18 protein-coding genes and 3 pseudogenes are annotated in these 23,655 nt (G+C 63.9%); 16 read left to right on the top strand and 5 right to left on the bottom strand.

Annotated elements, in window-relative coordinates; all coding sequences use genetic code 11:
• Positions 1–49: 49 nt before the first annotated feature.
• The 12 genes and pseudogenes from AS97_RS11495 (at position 50) to AS97_RS11445 (ending at position 14,271) form a co-directional block, all read left to right on the top strand.
• Positions 50–298 (top strand): hypothetical protein, encoded by a 249-nt coding sequence (locus tag AS97_RS11495; RefSeq protein WP_086710158.1) that lies wholly within the window; start codon positions 50–52, stop codon positions 296–298.
• The gene (locus AS97_RS11490) at positions 298–1,845 is read left to right on the top strand and encodes a sodium:solute symporter family protein (RefSeq protein WP_125757795.1); all 1,548 of its coding nucleotides are present in this window, start codon (positions 298–300) and stop codon (positions 1,843–1,845) included. The genes AS97_RS11495 and AS97_RS11490 overlap by 1 nt, the downstream gene beginning before the upstream one ends.
• Positions 1,846–1,941: 96 nt before the next feature.
• Positions 1,942–3,924: an acetate--CoA ligase gene (gene acs, locus AS97_RS11485; RefSeq protein ID WP_210564846.1), complete on the top strand. Its 1,983-nt coding sequence runs from the start codon at positions 1,942–1,944 to the stop codon at positions 3,922–3,924.
• A 5-nt stretch (positions 3,925–3,929) separates the two neighbouring features.
• Positions 3,930–4,661 (top strand): NAD(P)H-binding protein, encoded by a 732-nt coding sequence (locus tag AS97_RS11480; RefSeq protein ID WP_210564845.1) that lies wholly within the window; start codon positions 3,930–3,932, stop codon positions 4,659–4,661.
• 99 nt (positions 4,662–4,760) lie between these two features.
• Entirely contained in the window at positions 4,761–5,066 is a 306-nt protein-coding gene (locus AS97_RS11475) for a hypothetical protein (RefSeq protein ID WP_086710154.1), read from the top strand.
• 11 nt (positions 5,067–5,077) lie between these two features.
• Positions 5,078–7,342, top strand: coding sequence for a N,N-dimethylformamidase beta subunit family domain-containing protein (locus tag AS97_RS11470; RefSeq protein WP_125757799.1), 2,265 nt, complete (start codon positions 5,078–5,080; stop codon positions 7,340–7,342).
• Positions 7,343–7,471: 129 nt separating this feature from the next.
• Entirely contained in the window at positions 7,472–7,852 is a 381-nt protein-coding gene (locus tag AS97_RS11465; RefSeq protein ID WP_086706302.1) for a nuclear transport factor 2 family protein, read from the top strand.
• 665 nt (positions 7,853–8,517) lie between these two features.
• The gene (locus AS97_RS11460) at positions 8,518–9,849 is read left to right on the top strand and encodes an MFS transporter (RefSeq protein WP_125757801.1); all 1,332 of its coding nucleotides are present in this window, start codon (positions 8,518–8,520) and stop codon (positions 9,847–9,849) included.
• 81 nt (positions 9,850–9,930) lie between these two features.
• Positions 9,931–11,607: an amidohydrolase gene (locus tag AS97_RS11455; RefSeq protein ID WP_086706299.1), complete on the top strand. Its 1,677-nt coding sequence runs from the start codon at positions 9,931–9,933 to the stop codon at positions 11,605–11,607.
• 39 nt (positions 11,608–11,646) lie between these two features.
• On the top strand, positions 11,647–12,450 hold the full coding sequence (locus AS97_RS11450) for a maleylpyruvate isomerase family mycothiol-dependent enzyme (protein ID WP_086706297.1): 804 nt from the start codon (positions 11,647–11,649) through the stop codon (positions 12,448–12,450).
• 42 nt (positions 12,451–12,492) lie between these two features.
• Positions 12,493–12,674 (top strand): annotated as a pseudogene (locus AS97_RS47270) (aminotransferase class III-fold pyridoxal phosphate-dependent enzyme); the annotation flags it as partial.
• 130 nt (positions 12,675–12,804) lie between these two features.
• A complete protein-coding gene (locus tag AS97_RS11445; protein ID WP_125757805.1) occupies positions 12,805–14,271 on the top strand; it encodes an NAD-dependent succinate-semialdehyde dehydrogenase in 1,467 nt (488 codons plus the stop codon).
• Positions 14,272–14,310: 39 nt separating this feature from the next.
• Here AS97_RS11445 and AS97_RS47265 read toward each other — a convergent pair.
• From AS97_RS47265 to AS97_RS11430, 4 genes and pseudogenes are all read right to left on the bottom strand, one after another.
• Positions 14,311–14,454 (bottom strand): annotated as a pseudogene (locus AS97_RS47265) (transposase); the annotation flags it as partial.
• Between the two features lie 528 nt (positions 14,455–14,982).
• Positions 14,983–16,962, bottom strand: a complete 1,980-nt coding sequence (locus tag AS97_RS11440; protein WP_210564844.1) for a SpoIIE family protein phosphatase — start codon at positions 16,960–16,962, stop codon at positions 14,983–14,985.
• Positions 16,959–17,465: a hypothetical protein gene (locus AS97_RS11435; protein ID WP_125757809.1), complete on the bottom strand. Its 507-nt coding sequence runs from the start codon at positions 17,463–17,465 to the stop codon at positions 16,959–16,961. Before AS97_RS11435 ends, AS97_RS11440 begins: the two co-directional genes overlap by 4 nt.
• Before the next feature lie 658 nt (positions 17,466–18,123).
• Positions 18,124–18,366: a hypothetical protein gene (locus AS97_RS11430; protein WP_210564843.1), complete on the bottom strand. Its 243-nt coding sequence runs from the start codon at positions 18,364–18,366 to the stop codon at positions 18,124–18,126.
• 306 nt (positions 18,367–18,672) lie between these two features.
• On the opposite strand from AS97_RS11430, the gene AS97_RS11425 reads away from it, so the two are divergent.
• From AS97_RS11425 to AS97_RS11410, 4 genes and pseudogenes are all read left to right on the top strand, one after another.
• Positions 18,673–19,560, top strand: coding sequence for an alpha/beta hydrolase (locus AS97_RS11425; protein WP_210564842.1), 888 nt, complete (start codon positions 18,673–18,675; stop codon positions 19,558–19,560).
• Positions 19,561–20,851: 1,291 nt separating this feature from the next.
• A pseudogene (locus tag AS97_RS11420) lies at positions 20,852–21,927 on the top strand (integrase core domain-containing protein).
• Positions 21,924–22,067, top strand: a complete 144-nt coding sequence (locus AS97_RS11415) for a hypothetical protein (protein WP_156107872.1) — start codon at positions 21,924–21,926, stop codon at positions 22,065–22,067. Before AS97_RS11420 ends, AS97_RS11415 begins: the two are co-directional and overlap by 4 nt.
• A 101-nt stretch (positions 22,068–22,168) precedes the next feature.
• On the top strand, positions 22,169–22,642 hold the full coding sequence (locus tag AS97_RS11410) for a nuclear transport factor 2 family protein (RefSeq protein ID WP_059149518.1): 474 nt from the start codon (positions 22,169–22,171) through the stop codon (positions 22,640–22,642).
• Positions 22,643–22,855: 213 nt separating this feature from the next.
• Here the strand turns inward: AS97_RS11410 and AS97_RS11405 are convergent, their stop codons facing one another.
• Positions 22,856–23,521, bottom strand: coding sequence for a recombinase family protein (locus tag AS97_RS11405; protein WP_086706286.1), 666 nt, complete (start codon positions 23,519–23,521; stop codon positions 22,856–22,858).
• Between the last annotated feature and the right edge of the window lie 134 nt (positions 23,522–23,655).

Below are 23,655 nucleotides of genomic sequence, written 5' to 3'. Positions count from 1 at the left end.
TAGCCTCACCGCATCCGCCAGGTTAACTCGAGCCCTAAGGAGGTCGAGAATGTCAGAATCCGCGGGTATCAGCGTCGACGCGTCAGGCTCCGGTGTTCGACGCGTGTTCGGTGTTTTTTTCGTCGTCGCATATCTCCTGGCACTTCTCCCGCCGATCTACATCGGCATGACGAAACTTCACGACGTCGTCCTGGGACTGCCGATTTCGGTGTGGTACCCGCTCCTCGACTGTCTGTTTGCCCTTGGCCTTTGTATCGTGCTGTACGTCTACGAATCCGCACGTGAGGAGCTGGACTGATGGCTATCACATTCGTGGCTCTTGCAGCGTTCTTTGCGGTGATCATCGCTGTTCTGCATGTTTCCAAGAAGCGACAGGATCTTTCGACATTCAGTCATTACGCGGTAGGAGAGAGATCGTTCAGTAGCTGGTTCGTCGCCATGGCCTACACGAACTCGTGGTGGCCTGGCGCAACATTCACTGTGTTCTTCGGTCTGGGTATCACCTCGGGTGTCCTCGGATTTTATGCACTCGTCTACACAGTTCTTGGCGTCATGGCCATGTACTTCATGGCGCGGCCGGTGTGGAAGTGGGGCAAGCGGTTCGATCTGCGCACGCAATCCGACCTCCTCGTGCTCCGCTACAACAAGCCGGCCATCAAGCCGCTTTCCAGCATCATAAGTTCACTTGCACTTTTTCCGTGGCTGGTCCTTGGCCTGCAGGCCATGGGTGCGGTCATTTCGTGGGCATCGTTCGGGAAGCTCTCCCTGACGACCTGCATCCTGGTGGGCGTCGGCCTGATCGCGATTCGTCAGTTCTGGACGATCCAGATGGGCATGCGCGGTCTAATTATTTCTGACATGGTCCAGGGCCTCGTTGCTTATGTCGGCTCGGCCGTGCTCAGCCTCTGCCTGATCATGTTCTACTTCCATGGCCTTCATGGTGTCGGTGAGTTGCCGGCAGCGAAGTTGAGCCTGCCGGACTTCCACTCGTCCGTTGGCGGCTGGTTTTACTTTGGCATCGTTGCTGCGGGCGTCATTGGCAGCCTGTGCTGGCCCAACATCATGACTCGCATTTACACGGCAGGAAGTGTCCGACAGGTCAAGAAGGGCGTCATCCAAACGATGGCGATCACTCTGGTCTTCTACGGGTTGATGACCCTCGTTGCGATGGCGGCGATCCCGTTCGCCTTCGCCACGAATAGTCCCGAATCGGCCTGGTTCGCCATCGCGCAGAACGCAGGCGGAACCTGGCTCCTCGCTGCCGCCCTGCTGATCGTATTTGGCGCCACGATGGGTTTCGTCGATGGAGTCGTGCAGTCCCTCGGCACTCAGATGGCTAACGACATCGTCGGCGCGGTGCGTCCCTTGCGGGATAAGCAGGAGATCGTGATCGCGAAGTCTGCGATGGTGGTGTACGTCCTGCTCGCCGCGGTTGCGGCCTATCAGACCTACGCTTGGCCCAACCTCGTTAACCTCGCTCAGCTGTCCTACCAGGGGATCATTCAGATCGCGGTTCCGCTATTCGCCGGTCTGTTCTGGCGACGCGGAAACGGTGTGGCCGCGATCGCCGGGCTGGTGGCGGGGGCAGTGGTCGCCATCGGACTCAGTGTCACGTACTTCAGCGAGGCCGGCGCGATTCCGTGGCTGGCGGGCATCGGTTCGGGCCTGGTGGGCCTCGCCGCGAACCTGGTCGTCTACGTCCTGTGCAGCTACCTGGTGCCGACCTCACAAGCCGAAAGGAAGCGCGTCAACGAGCTGTTTGAGCACGCGCGATCCGGTCGCGTCGAGGCGGGTGCGAGACCCGCCTCCGTGACGTCGTCGGACGCCGCTCCCGCCACCCCGTAGCAGGCTCAGCGTGGAGGCCGTCGCTCGGATCAATCCCGCGGCGGCCTCCACCATCGACACATATCCACGCGTTCAGAGGCCAGGGAAGGAACCGACGTGAGCGCACGTGCCGAACGATCGAAGCAGGGGCTGTCGAGCCTGTCGCACGAGCACCGTCGCTTCGAGCCACCGGATGGTCTGGCGGCGAACGCGAACCTGACCGCGGACGTCTACGAGCACAGCACCGTGGACCGGGAGCAATTCTGGGCCGAGCAGGCCGAGCGACTGTCCTGGGCACAGAAATGGGACACGGTGCTGGATGCGAGCTCGCTGCCGTTTGCGAAATGGTTCGTGGGCGGCAGGCTGAACGCCGCGTACAACTGCGTTGACCGCCACGTCGAGTCTGGGCGCGGGGAAAGGGTTGCGATTCACTGGGTGGGTGAGCCGGAGGGCGACACCCGCGATCTGACCTACTCCGACCTGCAGGCCGAGGTCAGCAAGGCTGCCAACGCGCTGACCGATCTCGGCGTGGGCGTCGGCGACCGGGTGGCGATCTATCTGCCGATGATCCCCGAGGCGATCGTGGCCATGCTCGCGTGTGCGCGGATTGGGGCTCCTCATGCGGTGGTGTTCGGCGGCTTCTCCTCCGATGCACTGGCCTCGCGGATTGAGGACTGCCAAGCCAAGGTCGTGGTGACCGCTGACGGCGGCTACCGGCGCGGTGCGGCCTCGGCGCTCAAACCCGCGGTCGACGAGGCACTCACAAAGACCAGCGCCGTGGAGAAGGTTCTCGTCGTCCGGCGCACTGGGCAGGACGTTGCGTGGAACGACGAGGTGGATGTGTGGTGGCACGACATCGTCGACGGCGCCTCGGCCACACACACTCCGGAGCCCTTCGACGCCGAGCACCCGTTGTACGTGATGTACACCTCTGGTACGACCGGCAAGCCGAAGGGGATTCTGCACACCACCGGCGGCTATCTGACCGGGGCGGCGTTCACGCACTGGGCGGTTTTTGACCTCAAGTCCGACGCTGACGTCTACTGGTGCACTGCGGATATCGGCTGGGTTACCGGACACAGTTACATCGTTTACGGTCCGCTGGCCAACGGCGCGACCCAGGTGTTGTACGAGGGCACTCCGGACAGCCCGGAGCGGGGTCGCTGGTGGAAGATCATCGAAAAGTATGGCGTGACGATCTTCTACACCGCACCTACCGCGATCCGGTCGTTCATGAAGCAGGGAAATAAGGTTCCGGAGCGCTACGACCTGTCCTCACTGCGGATCCTCGGCTCGGTCGGTGAGCCCATCAACCCCGAGGCCTACATCTGGTACCGCCATGTCATCGGCGGCGACCGAACCCCCGTGGTCGACACCTGGTGGCAGACCGAAACCGGCATGATCATGATCAGTCCGCTCCCCGGTGTCGCAGCCGGAAAACCAGGCTCGGCAATGGTCTCGATCCCCGGAGTCACCACGGATGTGGTTGATGAGAAGGGCAACTCGGTGCCCAACGGGTCGGGCGGCTACCTCGTTGTGACCTCACCGTGGCCCTCGATGCTGCGCACGCTGTGGGGCGAGGACGAGCGTTACGTCGAAACCTACTGGAACCGCTTCCAAGACAAGGAATATTACTTCGCCGGCGACGGTGCGAAGAAGGACGAGGACGGCGACATCTGGGTGCTCGGCCGCATCGATGACGTCATGAACGTCTCCGGCCACCGGCTCTCCACCAGTGAAATTGAGTCTGCGCTCGTTTCACATCCCGCGGTCGCCGAGGCTGCCGTCGTCGGCACCAGCGACGAGGACACTGGCCAGGCGGTGTGCGCGTTCGTGATTCAGCGCGACGAGTCAGGCGATGGTGGCCAGAACCTTGTCCAGGAGCTACGTCAGCACGTTCGCAAGCAGATCGGGCCGATCGCCACCCCACGTCGGATCATGATCGTACCCGAGCTGCCCAAGACCCGTTCCGGCAAGATCATGCGCCGTCTGCTGCGCGACGTCGCGGAGAACCGTGAAATTGACGACGCCAGCACCCTCGCAGACTCGTCGGTTATGGACCTGATCTCGGCTGGTCTGGTGCGAAATGAGAAGGAGTGACACCGATGCCGAACGTGACTGATCCCGGACCCCATGGCGACTCGGGCCCTGGCCAACATGCGTTGACCGTCATCGTCGGCGCTCATGGCGGCATTGGCATACGCGTCGGCGCCCTGTTGGCTGCGCGGGGGGACCGGGTTCGCGGCGTGATCCGGCAGGCTGACCAGAAAGCTGATATCGCGAGGGTCGGTATGGAGCCGGTCGTAGCTGATCTCGAGTCCGCGACGGTCACCGAGTTCACCGAGATCGTTGCCGGGGCCCGGACCGTGATCTTCACTGCCGGCGCTGGCGGCGGAAGCAGCCGGGAGCGCAAGGACGCAGTGGATCGGCGGGGCGTCAGTCTGGTGGCCGACGCCAGCGCCGCGGCCAAGGTTGGCCGACTGCTCCTCGTCTCGGCCATGCGCGTGGATTTGGTGCGCGACGGGGCTGAACCGGAAGGGGCCTCGCCGACGTTCACGGACTATTTGCGCGCCAAACTGGCCGCCGAACAAGACTTGCGGGCGCATCAGCAACCCTGGCTGATCCTTCGCCCAGGGCAACTCACGGACGAGCCTGGCACCGGACACGTCACCCTGGCCGATGCCGTACCTCGGGGCCCGGTCTCCCGGGACGACGTCGCAGCCGTGCTGGTCGGACTGGCCAATCGAATCGATGTCGTTCATCGGATGCTTGAACTAGGAGTCGGCGACACCCCGATCGAACAAGCAGTCACATCCCTTGCGCCAGCAAACGGTTGACGGCCAATGGTGTTCATTGCGGAGCGCGGTGCCGCCACGTGAACCCAAGGCGCAGCCCGGCGATCGCCACTGGCTACACACGTACTCGAGGAGCAAAAAATGACTCAACCGCCGCCGCGGACGCTGGCCGAGGAGTTCCGAGCTGATCCACTGGGGCGCCACTCACCTCCGCTGCAACGACTGCTCTACCTGTTCCGAGGCTCACCACTTGAGGGCAAGTACGCCCTCGTTCACGGCGAGAATGCGGGGACGTTGCTGCTGGCCCAGCTCTCGGGACGTCGCGACAAGGGCATCACTGTCTTGCCCGATCAGCGCTTTCACAGCAGAGCCGAGGCCGAGTGGGAGGTTTTCTGCCGCAGGTGGAAACAGTTCTTCGGCGAAGAACTTGATCGTGAGGGCCAGTGAGGAGCGACACGATGGATCAGCACATTGCCGGGTACGCCGACCAGATCAGCGTCCTGCCAGGAGCCACGATCAGCGTGATGCTCAGCTGTGAGGGTATTGAGTCGTACACGGCCGAGATGGTCAGAATCATCAACGGCGACGTCAATCCGGACGGGCCCGGTTTCAAAACGGAGCCGATCACTGCGATTGCGCCCATAACCGGTACGGCACGCGCTCAGACCATACATGCGGGTTCATTTGGGATGGTCGCCGCCGACTCCGCGCTGGAGCTGCCGGCCTCCTTTTCGGTTCAGGCATTCATCTGGCCGACGACGCCAGACAAGGGCGAGCAGACGATCATCGGCCGCTTCCACAGTGGCACACGGCGAGGATATCGACTCGGTATAGACAAGGCGGGCGCCCTGGCGTTCACCGTCGGCTCGAGAGACGGTGATCCGGTCACCGTCTCAACCGGTGTCCCCTTGCTTGCCCGCGAGTGGTATCTGGTCGGCGCCTCCTACAACGCGGAGACTCGCGAGCTGTCCCTGCATCAGTTGGCTCTCTCGCAGGCCATCCCTGAGCGACACACCAGTTCAGCGACGTTGGCTGCGGACCGACCGGCTGCGATTGAGACCAGCAGTGAGGTGCCGCTGATGTTCGCCGCCGACTACGTCGGCACGGTACGCGGCAACACCGTAGGTACTGCCCACTTCAACGGGAAGATCGAGCGACCTCGGCTGGCAGTTCGCGCGTTGAACTTCGTTGAGATGCAAGAGTTGGCAGAGGTCATGCCCTCGTCGGCCGCACGTTCGACCGCGCTGGCCATCTGGGATTTCTCGGTTGACATTCCGGGGACGACGATCCTCGACGTTTCGCCCAACCAGCTCAACGGTGAGCTGATCCAGCTACCAGTACGTGGCGCCACCGGTGCGAACTGGTCCGGTGATGAGATGTCCTGGCGACATCGCCCCCACGAGTACGGCGCGATCCATTTCCATGACGACGACCTTTACGACGCGGCCTGGGATGTGGACTTCACCGTCGAGCTGCCAGCAAACCTGCTCAGCGGCTTCTACGCGGTCCGCGTCTGGCATGGAGAAGTCGAGGACTACATCCCCTTCGTGGTCAAAGCCAAGAAGCCGGGACAAGGCGCTCGGTTGCTCTTCGTCGCGCCGACCGCAAGCTATCTCGCCTACGCCAATGAGCACATGGCCACCGATGGACAGCTGACCCAGCTGCTGACCGATAAACTGCACCTCTTCGATAACAACGACCTGTTCCTGGCCGAGCATCGGGAATACGGGAGCTCCACTTACGACATGCACTCCGACGGGAGCGGGGTCTGCTATTCCTCACGCCTACGACCGATCCTGAACATGCGACCGAAATACGCATCCTGGCTCGGGGGCAACCAATCCTCACTGTGGCAGTTCAATGCCGACACCCATATTGTGGACTGGCTCGAGGCGAACGACATCGACTACGACGTCATCACCGACGAAGACATTCACCGGGATGGACTGTCCGCGTTGGCGCCGTACCCCGTAGTCATGACCGGCACTCATCCGGAATACATCTCGACACGGATGCGGCAGAGCTTCGAAGAGTATCTGAACTCCTCGGGCCGGCTGATCTATATGGGTGGCAACGGTTTCTACTGGAAGATCGCGTTCAGCGACAGCCTGCCCGGCGTCATGGAAGTACGGAAGGCCGAGAACGGCGTGCGAGCCTGGGCAGCCCAGCCGGGAGAATACTACACCGCGTTCACCGGCGAGTACAGCGGACTGTGGCGCAACTCCGGCAAGACTCCACAGCAGTTGCTCGGTACGGGGTTTACTGCTCAGGGCTTCGACGTCTCCTCACCCTTTTACCGGCGGCCCGAGAGCTCCGATCCCCGTGTGGCGTTCATGTTCGAGGGCATTGACGACGAGGTCCTCGGAGATTTCGGTCTGATCGGGGGCGGCGCCGCGGGCTTGGAGCTGGACCGTGCCGATCCCTTGCTGGGTACACCAGCGCATGCGCTGGTCGTGGCGAGTTCAGCCGGGCACTCCGATGTCTACATGGTGACCAACGACGAAATCCTGGTCAATGCCCCAACTCATACCGGCACGACCTCCGACCTGGTCCGAGCCGATATGACATTCTTCGAAACCACCAGCGGGGGAGCGGTGTTCTCCGCAAGTTCGATCGCCTTCTCCGGCAGCCTGTCGCACGCCGATTACGACAACAACATCTCGCACCTGGTGCGTAACGTCGTGGAGCGGTTCCTAAACCCAAAGCCGTTCGTCGTGCCGTGATCCAGATCATGGCCGAGCAAAGTCCGTTGATTGACGTATGGCGACGGAGATACGGGCATAGCTAACCTGCGGTGAGTCGACGCGGCCGTCCGGCCGCATTCGCGGCAGGTCCATTCACAATGAAGGAGCATGATGTCTGAGGAATTGCGGGCAGTGGAAAACGTGTTGGCCCAGTACTTCGATGCGCTCCACTGTGGCGACGGCCCCAAGATGGAGAGCGTCTTCCATCCCCAGGGGCGGCTGTTTTCCGCCACTGGCAACAAGTTCATCGAGCTCAGTGTCGCCGACTACGTCAAAATCCTTGAGGGGCGCCCGTCCTCGGAGAGCCGCGGCGATGCCCGGCACGATCGGATCTTGTCGCTGACGCTGTCCAGCCCGACGGCTGTGCATGCTCGAGTTCAGGCGGCGTATTTGCCCAAGCTGTTCACCGATGACCTCACCTTCATTCAGCACGAGGGCGAGTGGCGGATCGTCGCCAAGGTGTACGACTGGGAAGAAATCGGCGTGTGACCAGGCATTGACGAGTACTTGGAAACGACCTGTATAGCCGCCAACTGGTGACTGCGCCAACCTGGGCCTGGTTCCGCTCCGTAGTGTGGGACGGAACCAGGCCGGGTCCTTATCCGCCACCGTTTCGGCAGTGGGGTTCAGGACCAGCCGACCAGGAGGCGGGCCGCCTGCTCAGAAACGGTGGTATCGGCCCCGTGAGTTTACGCGAAACGGCGGAGGCGGTTGGTGAGAGTGTTGCGGTGGCAGAAGAGTTCCCCCACGGACGCGCCAACGCTTCCCGTGCGGAGATAGCTTTGCACACTCTCTTCCAACCGCGCACGCTCGGCTTTGCCGCAGTTCTCTAACGTGGTGTGCACGTCGGAGAGGATCGGACCTCCTGCTGCGCGCAGGCTTCGTCCCGCAAGCCTTGCCCAGCCCCGCGGCCAGGCCATGCACCTTTCTCTTCGGGTTTCAGGAGTCGCGCCAAGTCCTCGACGATGATGGCGGCTTGGCGAAGCCCACACAGACCAGCATCAGCTGAGGCGATACCGACCCGCAGGGTGAGCAAATATTGCCCCAGTCGGACAAGATGCGAGCGCCGAAGGGCGTATTCCTTGAAACCTTCCGCTACAGACTGTTGCCCGCTAGCAGCACGACTGGATCCCGCATCCTCAATGGAGAGTGCTATGAGCGAGTCCACACAGATGACGACTATGGAGTCCGCGGCTATCCAGGGGCTCAGTGGAAAGGAGGCCAACAAGGTCGCCTTTGGTGCACTTATCGGCACTGCACTGGAGTATTATGACTATTTTCTCTTCAGCGCCGCATCCGCGCTGGTGTTCAACGTTCAGTACTTCACGAATGAGAGCGCCAGTGCAGCCGCGCTGGCTTCCTTCGCAACCTTCGGGGTGGGCGTCGCGGCCAGACCTCTCGGCGGCGTCATCTTCGGCGCGATGGGTGACCGGATCGGACGCCGCAAGACGCTGATCCTTACGATCGCCGGGATTGGCCTCATTACTGGCCTCATAGGTGTGCTTCCGACGTACGCCGCGATTGGCGTCGCGGCTCCGATCTTGTTGGTGTTGCTGCGAATAGTGCAGGGTCTGTTCGTTGGTGGTGAGTGGTCGGGAGCCTTGACATTGGTGGTCGAGAACGCACCCCTGCACCTGCGAGCACGCTACGCAGTGATCCCGTTGATTGGTTCTCCGATCGGTACAATTCTGTCTTCCGGTGGCTTCTTCCTGGTGACGAACCTTTTCTCGCAACAGAACTTCAATTCCTGGGGTTGGCGTATCCCGTTCCTCTTTTCTCTTCCGTTGTTGCTCGTCGCGATCTACATCCGCAGCAAACTCGAAGAGTCGCCCGTCTTTCGCCAGCTCAAGGAGTCGGGCGAGGTCGCCCAGAGTCCTGTTGCTACGACGTTCACGCGCAACTGGCGGCAGATCCTCGTTGGGATGGCGGCGTCCCTCCTTGGCATGGGTGGCTTTTACCTTGTGACCACCTTCTGTGTGTGGTACGGCGTCCAGGTTCTTGGCTACGACTCGTCGTTGATGCTGCTCGGCACGATCGTCGCCGCGATCGCTGAGATCTTCGTGGTGATCTGGGGAGGACGACTGGGCACCAAGTACGGCTCGAGTCGAGTCATCCTCTGGGGCGGAATCACCTCCGCTCTCGTTGCGATCCCGGCATTTCTCTTGCTTACTTCCGGTGTTCCCGTGCTCGTCGTGTTCGCCATGACACTTGCGGTGTCGACCCTTTCGCTTCCCTACGCCGGTACCGGGGCCGTTCTCACCGGTCTGTTCCCCGCGAAGACTCGCTACACGGGTGTTGCCGTCGCGAACAATATTGCGGCGATGGCGGCGGGGTTCGTTCCCTTGCTTGTCACAGGAATTGTGGCCTCAGCCAGCAATCGCTGGTGGCCCGCCGCTGTGATGCTTGCCTTGATCTCTCTGATTACCGCGTTCGCCGGCGCGGTCGCGCCGCGGTTCAGTGTGGACCTGCCCGGATTCAAGCACTAAACAGGACTGCGGGCCGGTTCGGCGAGTCCGAGCCGAGCCGCCCGAAACTCCTGTCGCTTCCTCGAAAGGAATGGGCACACGGTGAAGCTCGATCTGATCCTGCGCGCGGCGGAGATCCTCACTATGGTCCGCGCACGGCCCACCGTGCGGGCGGTCGGCGTGATCGGCGGCCGTATCGTCGGCTTCGACGACGAGATCGCCGGTCTTGCGGCCGAACGCACGCTCGACTTCGGCAATGCCTGCGTTACACCGGGGCTTATTGACGCGCACTGCCATACGGCATGGTGGGGGCTTGGACTCACCGCGCTCGACCTCAGTCGAGCCAGCGGCCTCGAAGAGCTCTACGCCATGGTCAAGGCAGAGGTGGAGCGCCTCGCCGACGACCCAGGCGCCTGGGTACATGGCACTGGTTTCAACCCCGCGTCTCACGGTGGGAATTTTCCTGACATCACCCGCCTCGACGAACTCACCGGAGACCGTCCGCTGTGTCTCAGGCACACTTCGGGGCACGCAACGATCACCAACACCGCTACTCTGCGCCAGGTCGGGGTTCTCGAGCCGGGTTTCGCCAGCCCGGAGGGAGGCATCGTTGTACGCGATGGCGAGGGAAGACCGACGGGGCTCATCGAGGAAGCCGCGCAAGGACTCGTCCAAGCACTGCTGGTGCCCTACTCCACAGATCGCCTCGTCGACGCATTGGAGAAGGCGACCACGCGTTACGCAGCCCAAGGAATCACAAGCTTCTCTGAGGCGGGCGTCGGTGGCGGGTGGATCGGACACAGCAACATCGAAGTCACCGCCTACCAAACCGCGGCTTCGAGGGGGCGGCTGCACGCTCGCGCCCAGCTGATGCCCGCCATCGACGCGCTCCGTCCGCTGCGCGCGCATGTTCGTGATTTCCTCGGCGAGGGTGCCGGCATGGGACTTGACCTCGGCGTCGGATACGGCTTCGGTGACGACAACGTGCGCTTCGGCCACGTGAAAGTCTTCCTCGACGGCTCCTTGCTCGGCGCGACCGCTGCCGTGACCGAGTCCTTTTGCGGGCACGATCACAACACCGGCTACCTGCTCGACGAACCGGAGGCGTACCGCGAGCGGGCCCTGGCCGCGTACCGGGCTGGGTGGCCGCTCGCGCTGCACGCCATCGGGGACGCCGCGATCGATCTCGCCCTGGACCTGATCGAGGAGGCATACAAGCGGTACGGATGCGGCGACGTGCCGTGTCGCATCGAGCACTTCGGGATCGCGCGCCCGGATCAGGTGGAGCGCGCCGGTCGGCTCGGCATCGCGGTGGCTCCCCAAGCGGGTTTCATCGGACCGCTCGGCGAGCAGATGGCTGAGCGCGTCGGTGCCGAGCGTGAGTCCTGGCTCTACCGGGGTCGGTCCGTGGTTGACGCTGGCATCTTGCTGGCAGGCTCCTCAGATCTGCCGGTCGCCGACAACAACTTGCGCCGGGGTATGCAATCGGCCGTGGACAGACGGACCGACGCCGGCTCGGCGCTCGCACCCGCCGAGGCGATCTTGCCTGAAGAGGCACTGCGCACTCACACGGAGTGGGCGGCGCGCGCCACGGGACAGATCAGGGACAAAGGCACCCTCGAGCGCGGCAAGCTGGCCGACTTCACTGTGTTTTCGGGGTCGCCACTGACTGCGGAGAGCATCGCCGAACTCGACATCATGGCGACCGTGCTCGGCGGCAAGCTGAGTTATGACGCGCGGGCAGGTGTCGACCCCGCTGGGGCTTCGCAAGAGTCATGACAACCACAAGACTCATTACATCGAATCGAGGCGCTCACGATGAATGTTCAAAAGAATACTGCCAAGTCGTTGCTCAACGCGGATCGATCGGCGGACCCGCTCCAAGATTCGCAAATCATCGCCGATCTTGCGGACGCACGTCAGGGGCAAGCGTTCTTCGACCAGAAGTTTCGCGAACTCGACATCGTGGAGCTACGGCAGGCCTCACTCCTTCCCGGCTGGACTCGTGCGCACGTGATCGCACACGTCGCATACAACGCCCGTGCGCTCGGCCGTCTGGTCGCTTGGGCGCAGTCGAACATCGAGTGCCCGATGTACGAGTCGGCTGACGCGCGCAACAGGGAAATCGACCTTGGCGCGACTCTCTCCGGACCAGAACTACTTCAGTTGTCCGCAGACGAAGCAGGGCAGCTGGACAAGGCGTGGCGGAACCTCCCGAAGGACCGCTGGGAATATCACGTGAAGAACGCGCAGGGTGTGTCGATTTCGGTAGCGGAGACCGTGTGGATGAGATCGCGTGAGCTCTGGTTGCATGCGCTCGATCTCGACAACGGCGCGCGCGCCGATGATATCCCTGACTCGGCACTGCATCGAATTCTTCAGGATGTTCTCACTGTGTGGGCCAGTCGGGACGGCATTGCCGTGCGCGCGCGAGTTAGCGACTCCGGTGTCGAGGTGCAACCGCTTGGCGTACAGAGGAACGACCTTGGCGCGACGAACGTTGCCGGCACCTTGCCGGATCTGGTGATGTGGGCGGCCGGACGACGTCGTCACGGAGTTGTGGAAGTTGGTTCTGCGGGCCGCGAAATCTCCGCGGTACCGGAGGCTCCCCGGTGGCTCTAGTCTCCGAGTGCCGCTTCCCAGGAAAGGAAATCCATGTCAGCGCAGCTCAATGAGCTGGCCCCTGGCCCCCACGAGAAACGTTCCGCGCTCTTCAACTCTGGCGCCGAGGCGCTCGAGAACGCGGTCAAAGTAGCGCGTCATCACACCAAGAAGAGGCGATTGTGGTGTTCGACCACGCCTTTCACGGCCGCACCAATCTCACGATGGGCATGACCGACAAGAATTTTCCGGCAACGTGATCCGTTTCCTGCCGCCGCTCTCGATCTCGTACGAACTGCTGCACGAGGGCTTGCGGATCGTCGCCGAAGCACTCGAGACCAACACCTGAGCCCAACCGGAAAGGACTTGAGAACCATGGCACTGACACCTCATGAGCAGGAGCTGATCGACCGCGTTCAGGACGGTCTCGGCATCGCCGGAACCTGGGAGCCCGCAAGTTCGGGGGAGAGGTTCGACATCCTGGACCCCGCGACCGGTGAGATCATCAAGTCGGTCGCCGACGCCACTGCTGAAGACGCGGTGCGTGCACTTGATGCCGCGGTGGCTGCGCAGGACAGCTGGGCGGCCACCGCAGCTCGTGAGCGCTCGAACACCCTTCGTCGTGCGTTCGATCTGTTGATGGCGCACAAGGAAGACTTTGCGTTGCTCATGAGCATTGAGATGGGCAAACCGATCGCAGAGGCGCGCGGGGAGGTCAACTACGGAGGTGAATTCCTTCGCTGGTTTTCAGAGGAAGCCGTTCGCGTGCGCGGCGACTATCGAGAGAACCCCGAAGGTAGTGGCACCATGGTCGTTTCCCATATTCCGGTGGGACCGTGCTACTTCATAACCCCGTGGAACTTCCCGCTCGCCATGGCGACCCGCAAGATAGCGCCTGCGCTTGCCGCGGGCTGCACCGTGGTCATCAAACCAGCTGAACTCACTCCGCTGACCACGATCTTCTTCGCGCAGCTGCTTGCGGAGGCGGGCCTGCCCGCCGGTGTCGTGAACGTGGTACCGACCTCAAATCCAAGCGCACAATCCCAACGGCTGCTTTCGGATCCACGCCTTCGTAAGCTGAGCTTCACCGGTTCCACCCCGGTCGGCAAGATGCTGCTCGCTGCGGCGGCACCAAGCGTGCTGCGCACCTCTATGGAGCTTGGTGGCAACGCGCCGTTCCTCGTATTCGAGGATGCGGATCTTGATCGCGCGGTCGAGGGTGTGCTGCTGGCGAAGTTCCGCAATATCGGTCAGGCCTGCACGGCGGCCAACCGCATCATCGTGCATGAGTCAGTCGCAGACGAGTTCGCCCGTCGCGTCGGCGAGAAGGTCGCCGAGATGACGATCGGTCGCGGCGCGGAAGAAGGCATCGACATCGGTGCGCTCGTCGACGAGAGGGCCGTCGCCAAGACCGCTCGACTCGTCAAGGACGCAGTCGACACCGGTGCAGTGGTCGTGACCGGCGGCGCAGCGATCGAGGGCCGAGGCAACTTTTTTCAGCCGACCGTGCTCGACAAGCTCAGCTCGCAGTCCGCGATGATGCGCGAAGAGATCTTCGGGCCGGTACTCGGGATCATCCGGTTCTCCACCGAGGGCGAGGCCGTCAAAATCGCGAATGACACCGAGTACGGACTCGTGAGCTACGTGTTCACCGAGAACATTCACCGCGGGCACCGCATGATCGAGGAGCTTGAAACCGGAATGATGGGTCTCAACACGGGTCTTGTGTCGAACGCCGCAGCACCATTTGGTGGCATCAAGCAATCGGGCATCGGCCGCGAAGGTGGCTTCGAAGGTATCAACGAATTCCTTTCAACGAAGTACACGCTGCTTCCGCGATAGCCGAACGCAAGTGCGCGGGAGTAGCCTGCTCTGATAGTGGGCCAGGATGTCGGCGAGTAGGGCCAGTAGCTCCGGCTCGTCGTTCAACACGCGCCGCCACTACAGCCGTTCGCCCTCCGCGTTCAACACCACGCAGTGGTGATGGGTCTTGCCGATGTCCGCACCCACCCAGATCCGGGCCACCAGTCCGGTCGTGCGATGAGGCTCTGTTCTCCCGGGCGACCTCGCCAGTGTGGTCCTACTCAAGATCCGACCGAAGGCGTTCGCAGCTCCTGACTTGTTGAATCGATCCCAGACGCTCGGTCTGCAGCCGTAGCGTCCAGGTGCTGGACGGCACTGGCTCGCATAGCTCCTTGCCGCCCAATGAGCCAGGCTGGCTCATGATTTGCGTGCCGCCGCTGTCCGGCACCTGCGCGGTGTGGCTCGAAGGAGGCATGAACGTGTGTGACCGCAACTTTAAGTCAGGGTGCGCCCACCGCACACTTCTGCTCCACCGAGCACCAGGTCAGGACGTACGTGATCACCATCGGCGTCGACCCTCACAAGTCCTCTCACACCGTCGCCGTCGACGCGGCAGGCCACAAGATCGGCCAGCGGAAGTTCGTCGTCAACGCCGGAACCTTCGAGCAGCTCCTGCGCTGGTGCGGGCAGTGGCCACGCACTCCCGGGCAGGCCCGAGTCGAGGTTCAGATGAGGCGGACTCTGGGTCGGTCAGATCTTGGGGAGTGTCTGCTCCGTCCAGATGCACTTGCCCGTCGCCGTGAAACGCGTGCCCCACCGTTGGGACAGTGCGGCGACCAGTTGCAATCCGCGGCCTCCCTCGTCAGTGTCGGCGGCGCGGCGAATCCGCGGGGTGGTGAGGCTGCTGTCGGAGACCTCACAGATCAGTGTCCGGCCGTGCAGCAGGCGCAGTGTCATAGGGCCCTTGGCGTGCCGGACGACGTTCCCGACCAACTCGCTGGCCAGAAGCTCTGTTGTCATCGAAAGCGCGTCGAGATTCCATGCGGACAGCTGGTGGGTGACACGGTGGCGGGCTTCACCAGCGGCGATGGGGCCATCCGGGAGCGTCCAGGAAGCCACCTTGTCGGGGGGTAGCGACTGCACGCGGGCGATGAGCAGCGCGGCGTCGTCCGGGGCCTCGGCCTGCTCCGGCAACAAAGTGCTGACGATGGCGTCGCACAGGCGGTCGAGATCACGGAGAGTCGTGGTGATGGACGCGGCCATGGCTGGTCCGGGCTGGGCCGAGGGGGATACGGCGGCGCAGGTAAGGGCCTCTGTGAGGCATGCCATGCCGTCGTCGATGTCATCGGTTGAACATTCGATCAGGCCGTCGGTGTACAGCACGAGGAGACTGTCGTCGGGGACGTGGACGGTATGGGTCTCGAAGGGCGGGATGGCAGCGCCGAGCGGTGGGTCGGCACTGACGTCGAGGAACTGGTTGGTGCCGTTGGGTTGGACGACGGCGAGCGGTGGGTGCCCGGCGTTCGCGAAGGTGCAGAGGTTGGTGGTCGGGTCATAGACCGCGTACAAGCAAGTGGCGTAGAAGTCATCGCCGAGGTCGCTGACCAGATCGTTGAGGTGGGCGAGAAGTTCATCGGGCGGAAGCTCGAGATCGGCGAGGGTGCGGACGGCCGTGCGTAGTCGGCCCATCGTCACGGCCTCGGACAGCCCATGGCCCATGACGTCGCCGATGACGAGGGCGACCCGCTCCCCGGACAGAGGGACGAGATCGTACCAGTCGCCACCGACCTGCCCGCCCTCGGCGGCGGGCAGATAGCGGGCGGCCGCGGAGACGGCCGGCACGACGGGCAGCCTTCGGGGAAGCAGTCCACGTTGGAGCTCCTGGGCGCGGGTGTGCTCGGCGTCGTATAGCCGGGCCCGCTCCAGCGCCTGGGCGACCAGCCCGCTCAGGGCGATGAGCAGGGAACGGTCCTTCTCCGAGAAGTGGCGGGGGGCGCTGAAGGACACCACGCAGTAGCCGATTTGCTGGTCGGAGGCGATCAGAGGGAGAAAGGCCCACGCCTGCTTCCCACTCCTGTAGAGGTAGCTGACGGCATCCGGGTGGTGTTCGGCGTACTCCTGCGGAGTAGACAGGAAGATCGGGGAGCCGGAGCTGAGCACCTCGACGAGGGCGGACATCTTCGAGACTGGTACCGTCCGGACGATTTTGAGGAACTCCTCCGGATACCCGACCGAACCGACCATGCGTAGCTGCTCGTTCTCGATTAGCTGGCAGATCAGGCCGGTCGCGCCGAACGGCGGAAGCATCCGGTCGGCGACCGCCTTAATGACATCCTGGACGGTCAGCGCCTTGGCGAGCGCCGAGGTGAGTTCCCCCATGCGCATGACCTGGTCCGCCACGGTGCGCTCGGCCGCCGACCGCTCGGCCTTCTGCGTCCGGCGTTCGGTGATGTCCGTGACGTGGATGACCATTCCGTCGGGAAAGGGATCGAGGCGCAGGTGATACCAGCCCGACCGGCCGGGCCACCGGGTGTCGAAGCCGGCCGGTGCGCCGGTGGCCGCGACCCGCCCGTGGCAGTAGTCCGCCATCCCAGTGTCGCGGATCACCGGGTGGTCCCACAGCACGGCCCCCAGCACCTCCTCGGCGGTGGCGCCGAGCAACGACAGGGCCGCGGCGTTTGCGAAGGTGAGCCGTGCGTGCGGGTCGAGGATGAGAACGCCGTCGTTCATCTCTGCCAAGCGGCGCCGCCGAGGGCGTCTCGGCCGACCGCCTCCACCTCCTGCCCGGCATTCGTGGCGGCGGGGCGGGCGGAAGGCAGATGCTCGGCGACCCAGTCGGCGACCAACCGCAGGAAGTCGTGCTGTGTGCTGTCGAGATCACCATGCGTGCCCGCCGGTACGGACAGCGCTACCAGAGCCTCCCGTCGGCCGTGATCAAGGGCACTGACGCCACACCGCTTCCACGCGGAAGCGTGCCGGCGCCGGGGGGCACTGGAAGGGGGCTGCGGGGACGACGGCGAGTGCGGCCACTGAAAGACGCCGGGTGGCGGTGGTGTCCAGACGGAAGTTCCGTAGCGCAGACATGACACGGGTGCCGCGCTGTCCTCTTCGGTGAGCGTCTCCCATCCCATGGGCAGGGGATGCCCGACGCTCGCCACCAGGTGGATCCCGACCTGGCGCGGATCGCGCAGATGGATCATGCCGCCCAGGGCGCCGCCGAGTTTGGCGGCCACCTGTCCAAAAGTGACAGTAAACGGCGCGGTGCCGCTCAGGCTGTCACGCGCGACGCTTAGCAGACGAAGCCTAGCTCGCCCCGACCGACTGATGGCCTCTGCGGTTTGTGGGCGTCGCCCATCCACACTCATAGTGCCACCCATTGTCCCCTCAGGGTGTCGACGTAAGACCCTGCAAAGAAATTATATCACTCTTGCCCGGTACGTTACTTTTACCCCGACGGATATCCCACGCCGTTCTGGGGGGATCGATGCTGCAAGGTTGTCCGCTCGGATAGCGCGTGCGAGGCATAGGGGCTCGTTCGGCGAGTACGAGGGACAGCAGGACTTGTCCAGCTAAGGCGGTCAGGCGGCCCCAGATCCAGGCGAGACCGTTGGCGAACATGCTGGCCCCGACGATAGCGTAGAGACCAACGGCCAATGAGACGAAGACAATCCCAGTACGAAGTTGGCCCAAAGCCCAGTTCTCGCTTGAGTTGCTGCTCGACTCGGTCAGATACGTCAGTTGACTGATGCCACCAGAGCAGAGGCTGTGCTTAAACTCGCCGTCAAGATCGTGAAAGTTTCCAAATCTGCGAGGTGCGTTCCATGAAAAGTACAGGTGCCGATCATCGATCGTCAGGAGAGCTGCGGTCCGGTGCACTGTTCGCGGTGCTTTTCACGCTGGTTTTTGCAGTCGCCTTGTTGCCCCGGCCGACATCCCGCTTTCCCGGAACCATGTTTTGATCGCAGTGGTTCCGGCGTCGATCTGGTATTTGCTTGCGGCGTCGGCAGTAGCCATTGCGGTGACGTATGGACTGTGGCTCGTGGAGGAGCGGCGGGGGGTGCTGGACTGATGTCGGTCACCTTCGGCATGCTCGGCGGCTTCTTCGTTTTGATCGTCCTCGTTCTGCAGGTCCAAACGGCGGCGTGATGTCACGACGTTCAGCAATTACGCGGTAGGGGGAGCGGCCGTTCTCCAGTTGGTTCGTGTCGATGGCCTACACCAACTCCGTGGTGGCCCGGATCGACGTTCACCGCTGTCTTCGGTCTTGCGGTCACCGTCCCGGTCTGACGATCTGGAGCCAGGCCGTTGCCTGTGCCGTCCGCGGTGGTGCTCATCGGCTCAGTGGTCGTGCCGGCACCTGCCTGGAGCCACCGGGCTCCGGCCCTCCGCTTCGATGCGCGTCCCCAGAAATGTTTTCCCTTACAGATTGAGGAGTTGTCCATGAGCACAATCCGGAAGACCGTCGAAATCCCCCACCTCGGCGGGTCGAGCATCGGTTGCACCTTCGGCAAGCCGTACGACCCGACGCGGCCGACGCTGGTCCTTATCAACTCGTACACCACCTCGGCCGAGCTGTACCGGCCGCAGTTCGCCGACCCGGCCCTGGGGTCCGCAGCCAATCTGCTTGCTCTGGAGCCCTACGGGCACGGCCGTACGAGGGCCTCGTACCAGCACTTCACCTACTGGGACAGCGCGATCGCGAACCTCCAGGCCCTCACGGCCCTGGGAATTCGCGAGGCTTTCGTGATGGGGACGTCCCAGGGTGGCTGGGTGGCGGCCCGCATGGCGCTGTTCGCCCCGGACGTGGTGAAGGGGCTGATCCTGCTGGGCACCTCGATGGACTTCGAGAGCCCGCGCAGCCGCGAGCTGGGGTGCTGGGACGGGGATGAGTTCTGCACGCCGGTCATCGACGCCCTCGCCGACCCTGTCGGCGAGGACTGGGTCGTGCCGGAAAAGTTCGTGGACGACACGTTCGACGCGGCCATGGGTGGCCTTTCGGCCGGGGAACGCGACTTCTGGCTCGCCCACTACCGCGAGAACTACGCCGGTGAAGCCGGGCGGCACCGGCTGCGTGTCAGCACGGTGAACCTGCGCGACCGCGACGGGCTCTACGGCAGGCTCGACGAGGTCCGCAGCCCCGTCCTGTGGCTGCACGGTACCGCGGACCAGGTGTACTCCGTGGCCAACGCCCAAGAGGAGATCCGGATGTTCACCAGCTCCCCCGAGGCACGCTGCGAGGTCATTGCGGACGGGCAGCACTTCCTGAGTGCCTCGAAGCCCGCGGAGGTCGACTCCGCTGCGATCGAGTTCCTGAAGCGCTGGGCCTGAGCAAGAGAAGCGCGCTGCGAGACAGACGATTGCCCGCAACCTCCAGCGCGTACCTGCCCGCGACCCGCTCGGCGATGACGAGCAGGTCGCTGTCGGTGAGGTGAGGGACCACCCGTCGGTCTGCCGTAGGGCCGGCAGTCACACTTCGTCCAGGTCGGCGGTCAAGTGGGCTACCTCCCCACAGGCGTCGCCCCGCCCCGCACACTCGCCGGCCACGGCCTACGGGAGCAACTCTGCAGCGTATGGCTACGTATGGAGCTTGACGGCGCGACAGGATCGCAGAGTCTTAAACTGGGGTATAAGAGGAGAGTTGCCACGCCGCTGGGGGTCAAGGGGTCGCAGGTTCAAATCCTGTCGTCCCGACCAGCGTTTTCGCAGGTCGAAGGCCGTTTCCGCGGGTAGCGGAGGCGGCCTTAACCATTTCCGGGCAGGGAGCGAGTGGGAGCCCTCTGGGAGCCCTCGTGCTCCCAACTCGCAGACGTGTCAACGGTGCCCGATTCGTCCGTCACCCGATCCGGTACACCTATCGCGCCGTACCGAGCCCCTGCGCGCCATCGTCAACCGTAGGCCCCTGGCGTCACCCTATTGATTTCGGATGCTCTGTGCATCGAGAGGCATAAGGCCCCTTGTCGGCTCCCGACCCCCTTCCGGGGTGGGAGCACGGAGCCGCGCTCCCCATGCGACCGGGGAACGGGGGGCTGCCGGTGATCTCTCCGGGTCGGTTTCCGCAGGCGGTGGGCACGCGGGCATCCTGGTCGCCGTAGGCGGCCTGCACCAAGGAGCGGTAAAGCCCCTTGGCGTTTGCCGGCAGATGGGGCACTCCCAGGGCGTGAGCGCCGTATCCGGCTCTGGAGCGCCGTAATGAAACGGCCGTGCGAGGCCTTGTCGGGGTAAATAGTGTGCCAAGCGAGTGAACGGTATGGCTGAGGGGTGTCAATATTCCGATCCGGCTGCTGAGCTGGGTGTTTCCTGCGGACGGCGAGGCGGCCGGGGTGGCGTCGGGTGGTACTCGTTGAGCAGTCCGCCGAGTACCTGGCGGCGCCTGACCGTGGCGGCGGGCAGGGTGATGACGTTCGGAGCATTGTTCGGCGCCCGTAGGCTCAGGCTGCGGTGGGCTCGTCCGGCGTTGTAGTGCTCGGCGTACCTGGTCAGGACCGTACGCAGGTGCCGTTCACCGGTGATGAGGAGTCGCTCGGTGCATTCGGCGCGGACTGTGCGTATCCTGTGCCGCTCGAAAAGTCATCGCCGCAGGTGAGCTGGATGCGGTCAGTCCGCTGGGATCATGTCCTCCGTGATCGTGTCCTTGTTGTACAAGGTGACCCGGAAGCTGCTGACTGTTCCATCGGTGCTCCTGCGTCGCGGGACGGCGAAGGAGGCGGAACTGCTGGTGCTGCGGCACGAGAACGCGGTCCTGCGTCGCCAGTTGGCCGGACCGGTCCGTTATGAGCCTGCCGACCGGTTCTGGTTCGCCGCCCTGTCCGGGCTGATACCCCGGCGTCAGTGGCGCGAGATCTTCCCTGTCACCCCCGGCACCCTGCTTGCTTGGCACCGCAGGTTGATCGCCGCGAAGTGGGATTACACCGCGCGCCGGGACACCGGCCGCCCGCCCACCCCGGCAGCGATCAAGAAGCTCGTCCTGCGGCTGGCGAGGGAGAATCCGACGTGGGGCACCGGCGGATCCAAGGGGAGCTGGCCCGACTCGGGTATCGAGTCGCCGCCTCGACGGTCTGGGAGATCCTCAACGTGGCCGGTATCGACCCTGCTCCACGTCGCTCAGGCCCGACCTGGAGCGAGTTCCTGACCGCGCAAGCTGAGGGCATCATCGCGGCAGACTTCTTTCACATCGACACCGCCCTCGGCAGGCGGTTGTATGCGCTGGTGTTCCTCGAGCACGGCACCTGGCGGCTGCACATCACCGGGGTCACCGCCCGCCCGACACGGGACTGGGCGGCGCAGCAGGCGCGGAATCTCACCGCCGACCTGGGCATACGCATCGAGTCCCTGCACTTCTTATTACGCGACCGCGATGGCAAGTACAGCGAAGCGTTCGACGCCGTCTTTGCAGCCGAGGAGATGGACATCCTCAAAAGTGCGCCACAGGCTCCCCGCATGAACGCGCATTGCGAACGCATCATCGGCAGCATCCGACGCGAAGCCCTCGATCACGTCCTCATCATGAACGAGGCCCACGCCCGCCACGTCCTCGTGGCCTACGAGCGGCACTACAACGAACACCGGCCCCACCAGGCCCGTAACCAGCTACCACCCGATGTCCACGAACAACCGGCGCATGGCCTCAGCACCGGCAAAGTCCTGCGCACCCGGATCCTCGGCGGCCTCATCAACGAGTACAGATACGCGGCATGACATGCAGCGATGACTTTTCGAGCGGCACAGGGCCCGATCCGCTCCACCTCGCCGAGGTGTTCGGGCTCGATGAGAAGACCGCGATGCGCTACGCGGACTCCGCACGAGCGCTTCTGGAGCGATCCGCCGAGCGGCTCTGACTGCCGTGCCACGTCGAAGACGGTCTCGCGTTCACGGGCCAGGGGAATCACGAGCCAAAATGCTATCGCGGTGCCCCATGGAGGGCTGGTAGCCATTGAAGATGTCAACTGAAGCCCTTGACTCGATGGAACGTCTCTTCGCCGAGCGAGCCTGCGAGCGTCTGATCGTCGAGTTCGCGCGCCGCCTTGACCTGGGAGATCCGAGCAGTGTCGCGGACCTCTTCACCCCTGACGGGTTGTGGGAGTGGCCTCACGGCGACCGCAGAGTGGAGGGGCGTGAGGCGCTCCGCAGCTACTTCGGTTCGCGCCCCATGGACCGGCTGTCACGTCGCATGTCTACGAACATCCTGGTTACGGTGAATTCCGCGTTGGCGGCCACCGCCACCTCCTACTTCGCCACTTACCGGGTCGACGGCTATACCGATGGCATGGTGCTCCCGAGGCTCCCCGCGAACGTGGGCCACTACGAGGACACATTCCGGAAGGTCGAGGACACCTGGCTCCTCTCCAGCCGAGTCACGCACCTACCATTCGGCGCAGAGACGGTGCGTCTCAACCACCCCGACCAGTCGTGACTGCGGGGCCCAACCTGGCTCAGTCCACCCGCTGCCGTCGCGCTGGCCTCGCGACTTCACCACGAACCCACGGATCCGACGTCGCGAGGCATGGCGACAGACCCTCGGGTTCCCGCCGAGATCCCTTCAGTTTTCGCGAACTCGCGGGCCTCTACGGGTGTGAGTAGTTGCGGTACAGAAAGTGCCGCTGAGATTGATCATGTTGAGATTGGCTTACCTCGTCGGCGCTCCGAGCTGACGGGGAACGGCGCCAGCGCGCAGCTCGCGCAGGTCCGGGATGTGGTTGTAGAGGGTGCTTGGGGAGACGCCCAGCAGCTTGGCGATCGAGGTGATCGAGCGGCCGGGGTCAGGCAGCAGATCGCGTGCGGCGCGGATGACTTCCTCGGTGGCGACGCTCGGGCGCCCGCCGACCCGGCCGCGCTCGCGGGCGGCGGCCAGGCCCTCGTTGGTGCCGATGACGATGAGCTCGCGGATGAACTCGGCCAGCGCGGCGAAGACGTGGAAGACGAGCCGGCCGCCGGGGGTGGTGGTGTCCAGGTTCTCGTGCAGCGACGTGAAGCCGATCCCACGCTCGCGCAGTTCGGCGACCATGTTGATGAGATCCTGGAGGCTGCGGCCGTAGCGGTCCAGACTCGGGACGACGAGGGTGTCGCCGGGGTCGAGGAAGGCGTGGCACGCCTTCAGTTCGGGGCGGAGTGCGTTCTTGCCGGACTTCTTGTCCGCGAAGATCTTCCGGCACCCGGCGGCGGTGAGCGCGTCGAGCTGCCGCTCCAGCTTCTGCCCGCTGGTCGAGACTCGCGCGTACCCGATCTGGATCTCGGTGCGGACGAGTGGTTCGGCGACGAGGAGGCCCGGCTCGGCCGGTTCGATGGCGGTCATGGCCCCGAATCGTGTCAGAAAACGGCGGTTCGGGGTTACTGAATGACCCAGGTTTTTGAAGGCTCTGCGGGATCCGGGCGGCCTCTCAGAGCGATCTTCAGAAAACAAAGGTTTTTTGAAGGAACTGGCGGTCG

It is taken from the genome of Streptomyces sp. AgN23 (assembly GCF_001598115.1).
GTDB classification, from domain to species: Bacteria; Actinomycetota; Actinomycetes; order Streptomycetales; family Streptomycetaceae; genus Streptomyces; species Streptomyces antimycoticus.
Note: the sequence above shows the minus strand (reverse complement) of the source record. Positions and strands in the feature narration are given on the sequence as shown.

Bases quoted from the DNA above. Each gene is read 5' to 3' on its own strand.
- AS97_RS11440 (WP_210564844.1), bottom strand. From the start codon at position 16,962: ATGAACGACGGCGTTCTCATCCTCGACCCGCACGCACGGCTCACCTTC.
- AS97_RS11445 (WP_125757805.1), top strand. From the start codon at position 12,805: ATGGCACTGACACCTCATGAGCAGGAGCTGATCGACCGCGTTCAGGAC.
- AS97_RS11465 (WP_086706302.1), top strand. From the start codon at position 7,472: ATGATGTCTGAGGAATTGCGGGCAGTGGAAAACGTGTTGGCCCAGTAC.
- AS97_RS11410 (WP_059149518.1), top strand. From the start codon at position 22,169: ATGTCAACTGAAGCCCTTGACTCGATGGAACGTCTCTTCGCCGAGCGA.
- AS97_RS11460 (WP_125757801.1), top strand. From the start codon at position 8,518: ATGAGCGAGTCCACACAGATGACGACTATGGAGTCCGCGGCTATCCAG.
- AS97_RS11475 (WP_086710154.1), top strand. From the start codon at position 4,761: ATGACTCAACCGCCGCCGCGGACGCTGGCCGAGGAGTTCCGAGCTGAT.
- AS97_RS11480 (WP_210564845.1), top strand. From the start codon at position 3,930: ATGCCGAACGTGACTGATCCCGGACCCCATGGCGACTCGGGCCCTGGC.
- AS97_RS11470 (WP_125757799.1), top strand. From the start codon at position 5,078: ATGGATCAGCACATTGCCGGGTACGCCGACCAGATCAGCGTCCTGCCA.
- AS97_RS11425 (WP_210564842.1), top strand. From the start codon at position 18,673: ATGAGCACAATCCGGAAGACCGTCGAAATCCCCCACCTCGGCGGGTCG.
- AS97_RS11415 (WP_156107872.1), top strand. From the start codon at position 21,924: ATGACATGCAGCGATGACTTTTCGAGCGGCACAGGGCCCGATCCGCTC.
- AS97_RS11405 (WP_086706286.1), bottom strand. From the start codon at position 23,521: ATGACCGCCATCGAACCGGCCGAGCCGGGCCTCCTCGTCGCCGAACCA.
- AS97_RS11495 (WP_086710158.1), top strand. From the start codon at position 50: ATGTCAGAATCCGCGGGTATCAGCGTCGACGCGTCAGGCTCCGGTGTT.
- AS97_RS11450 (WP_086706297.1), top strand. From the start codon at position 11,647: ATGAATGTTCAAAAGAATACTGCCAAGTCGTTGCTCAACGCGGATCGA.
- AS97_RS11490 (WP_125757795.1), top strand. From the start codon at position 298: ATGGCTATCACATTCGTGGCTCTTGCAGCGTTCTTTGCGGTGATCATC.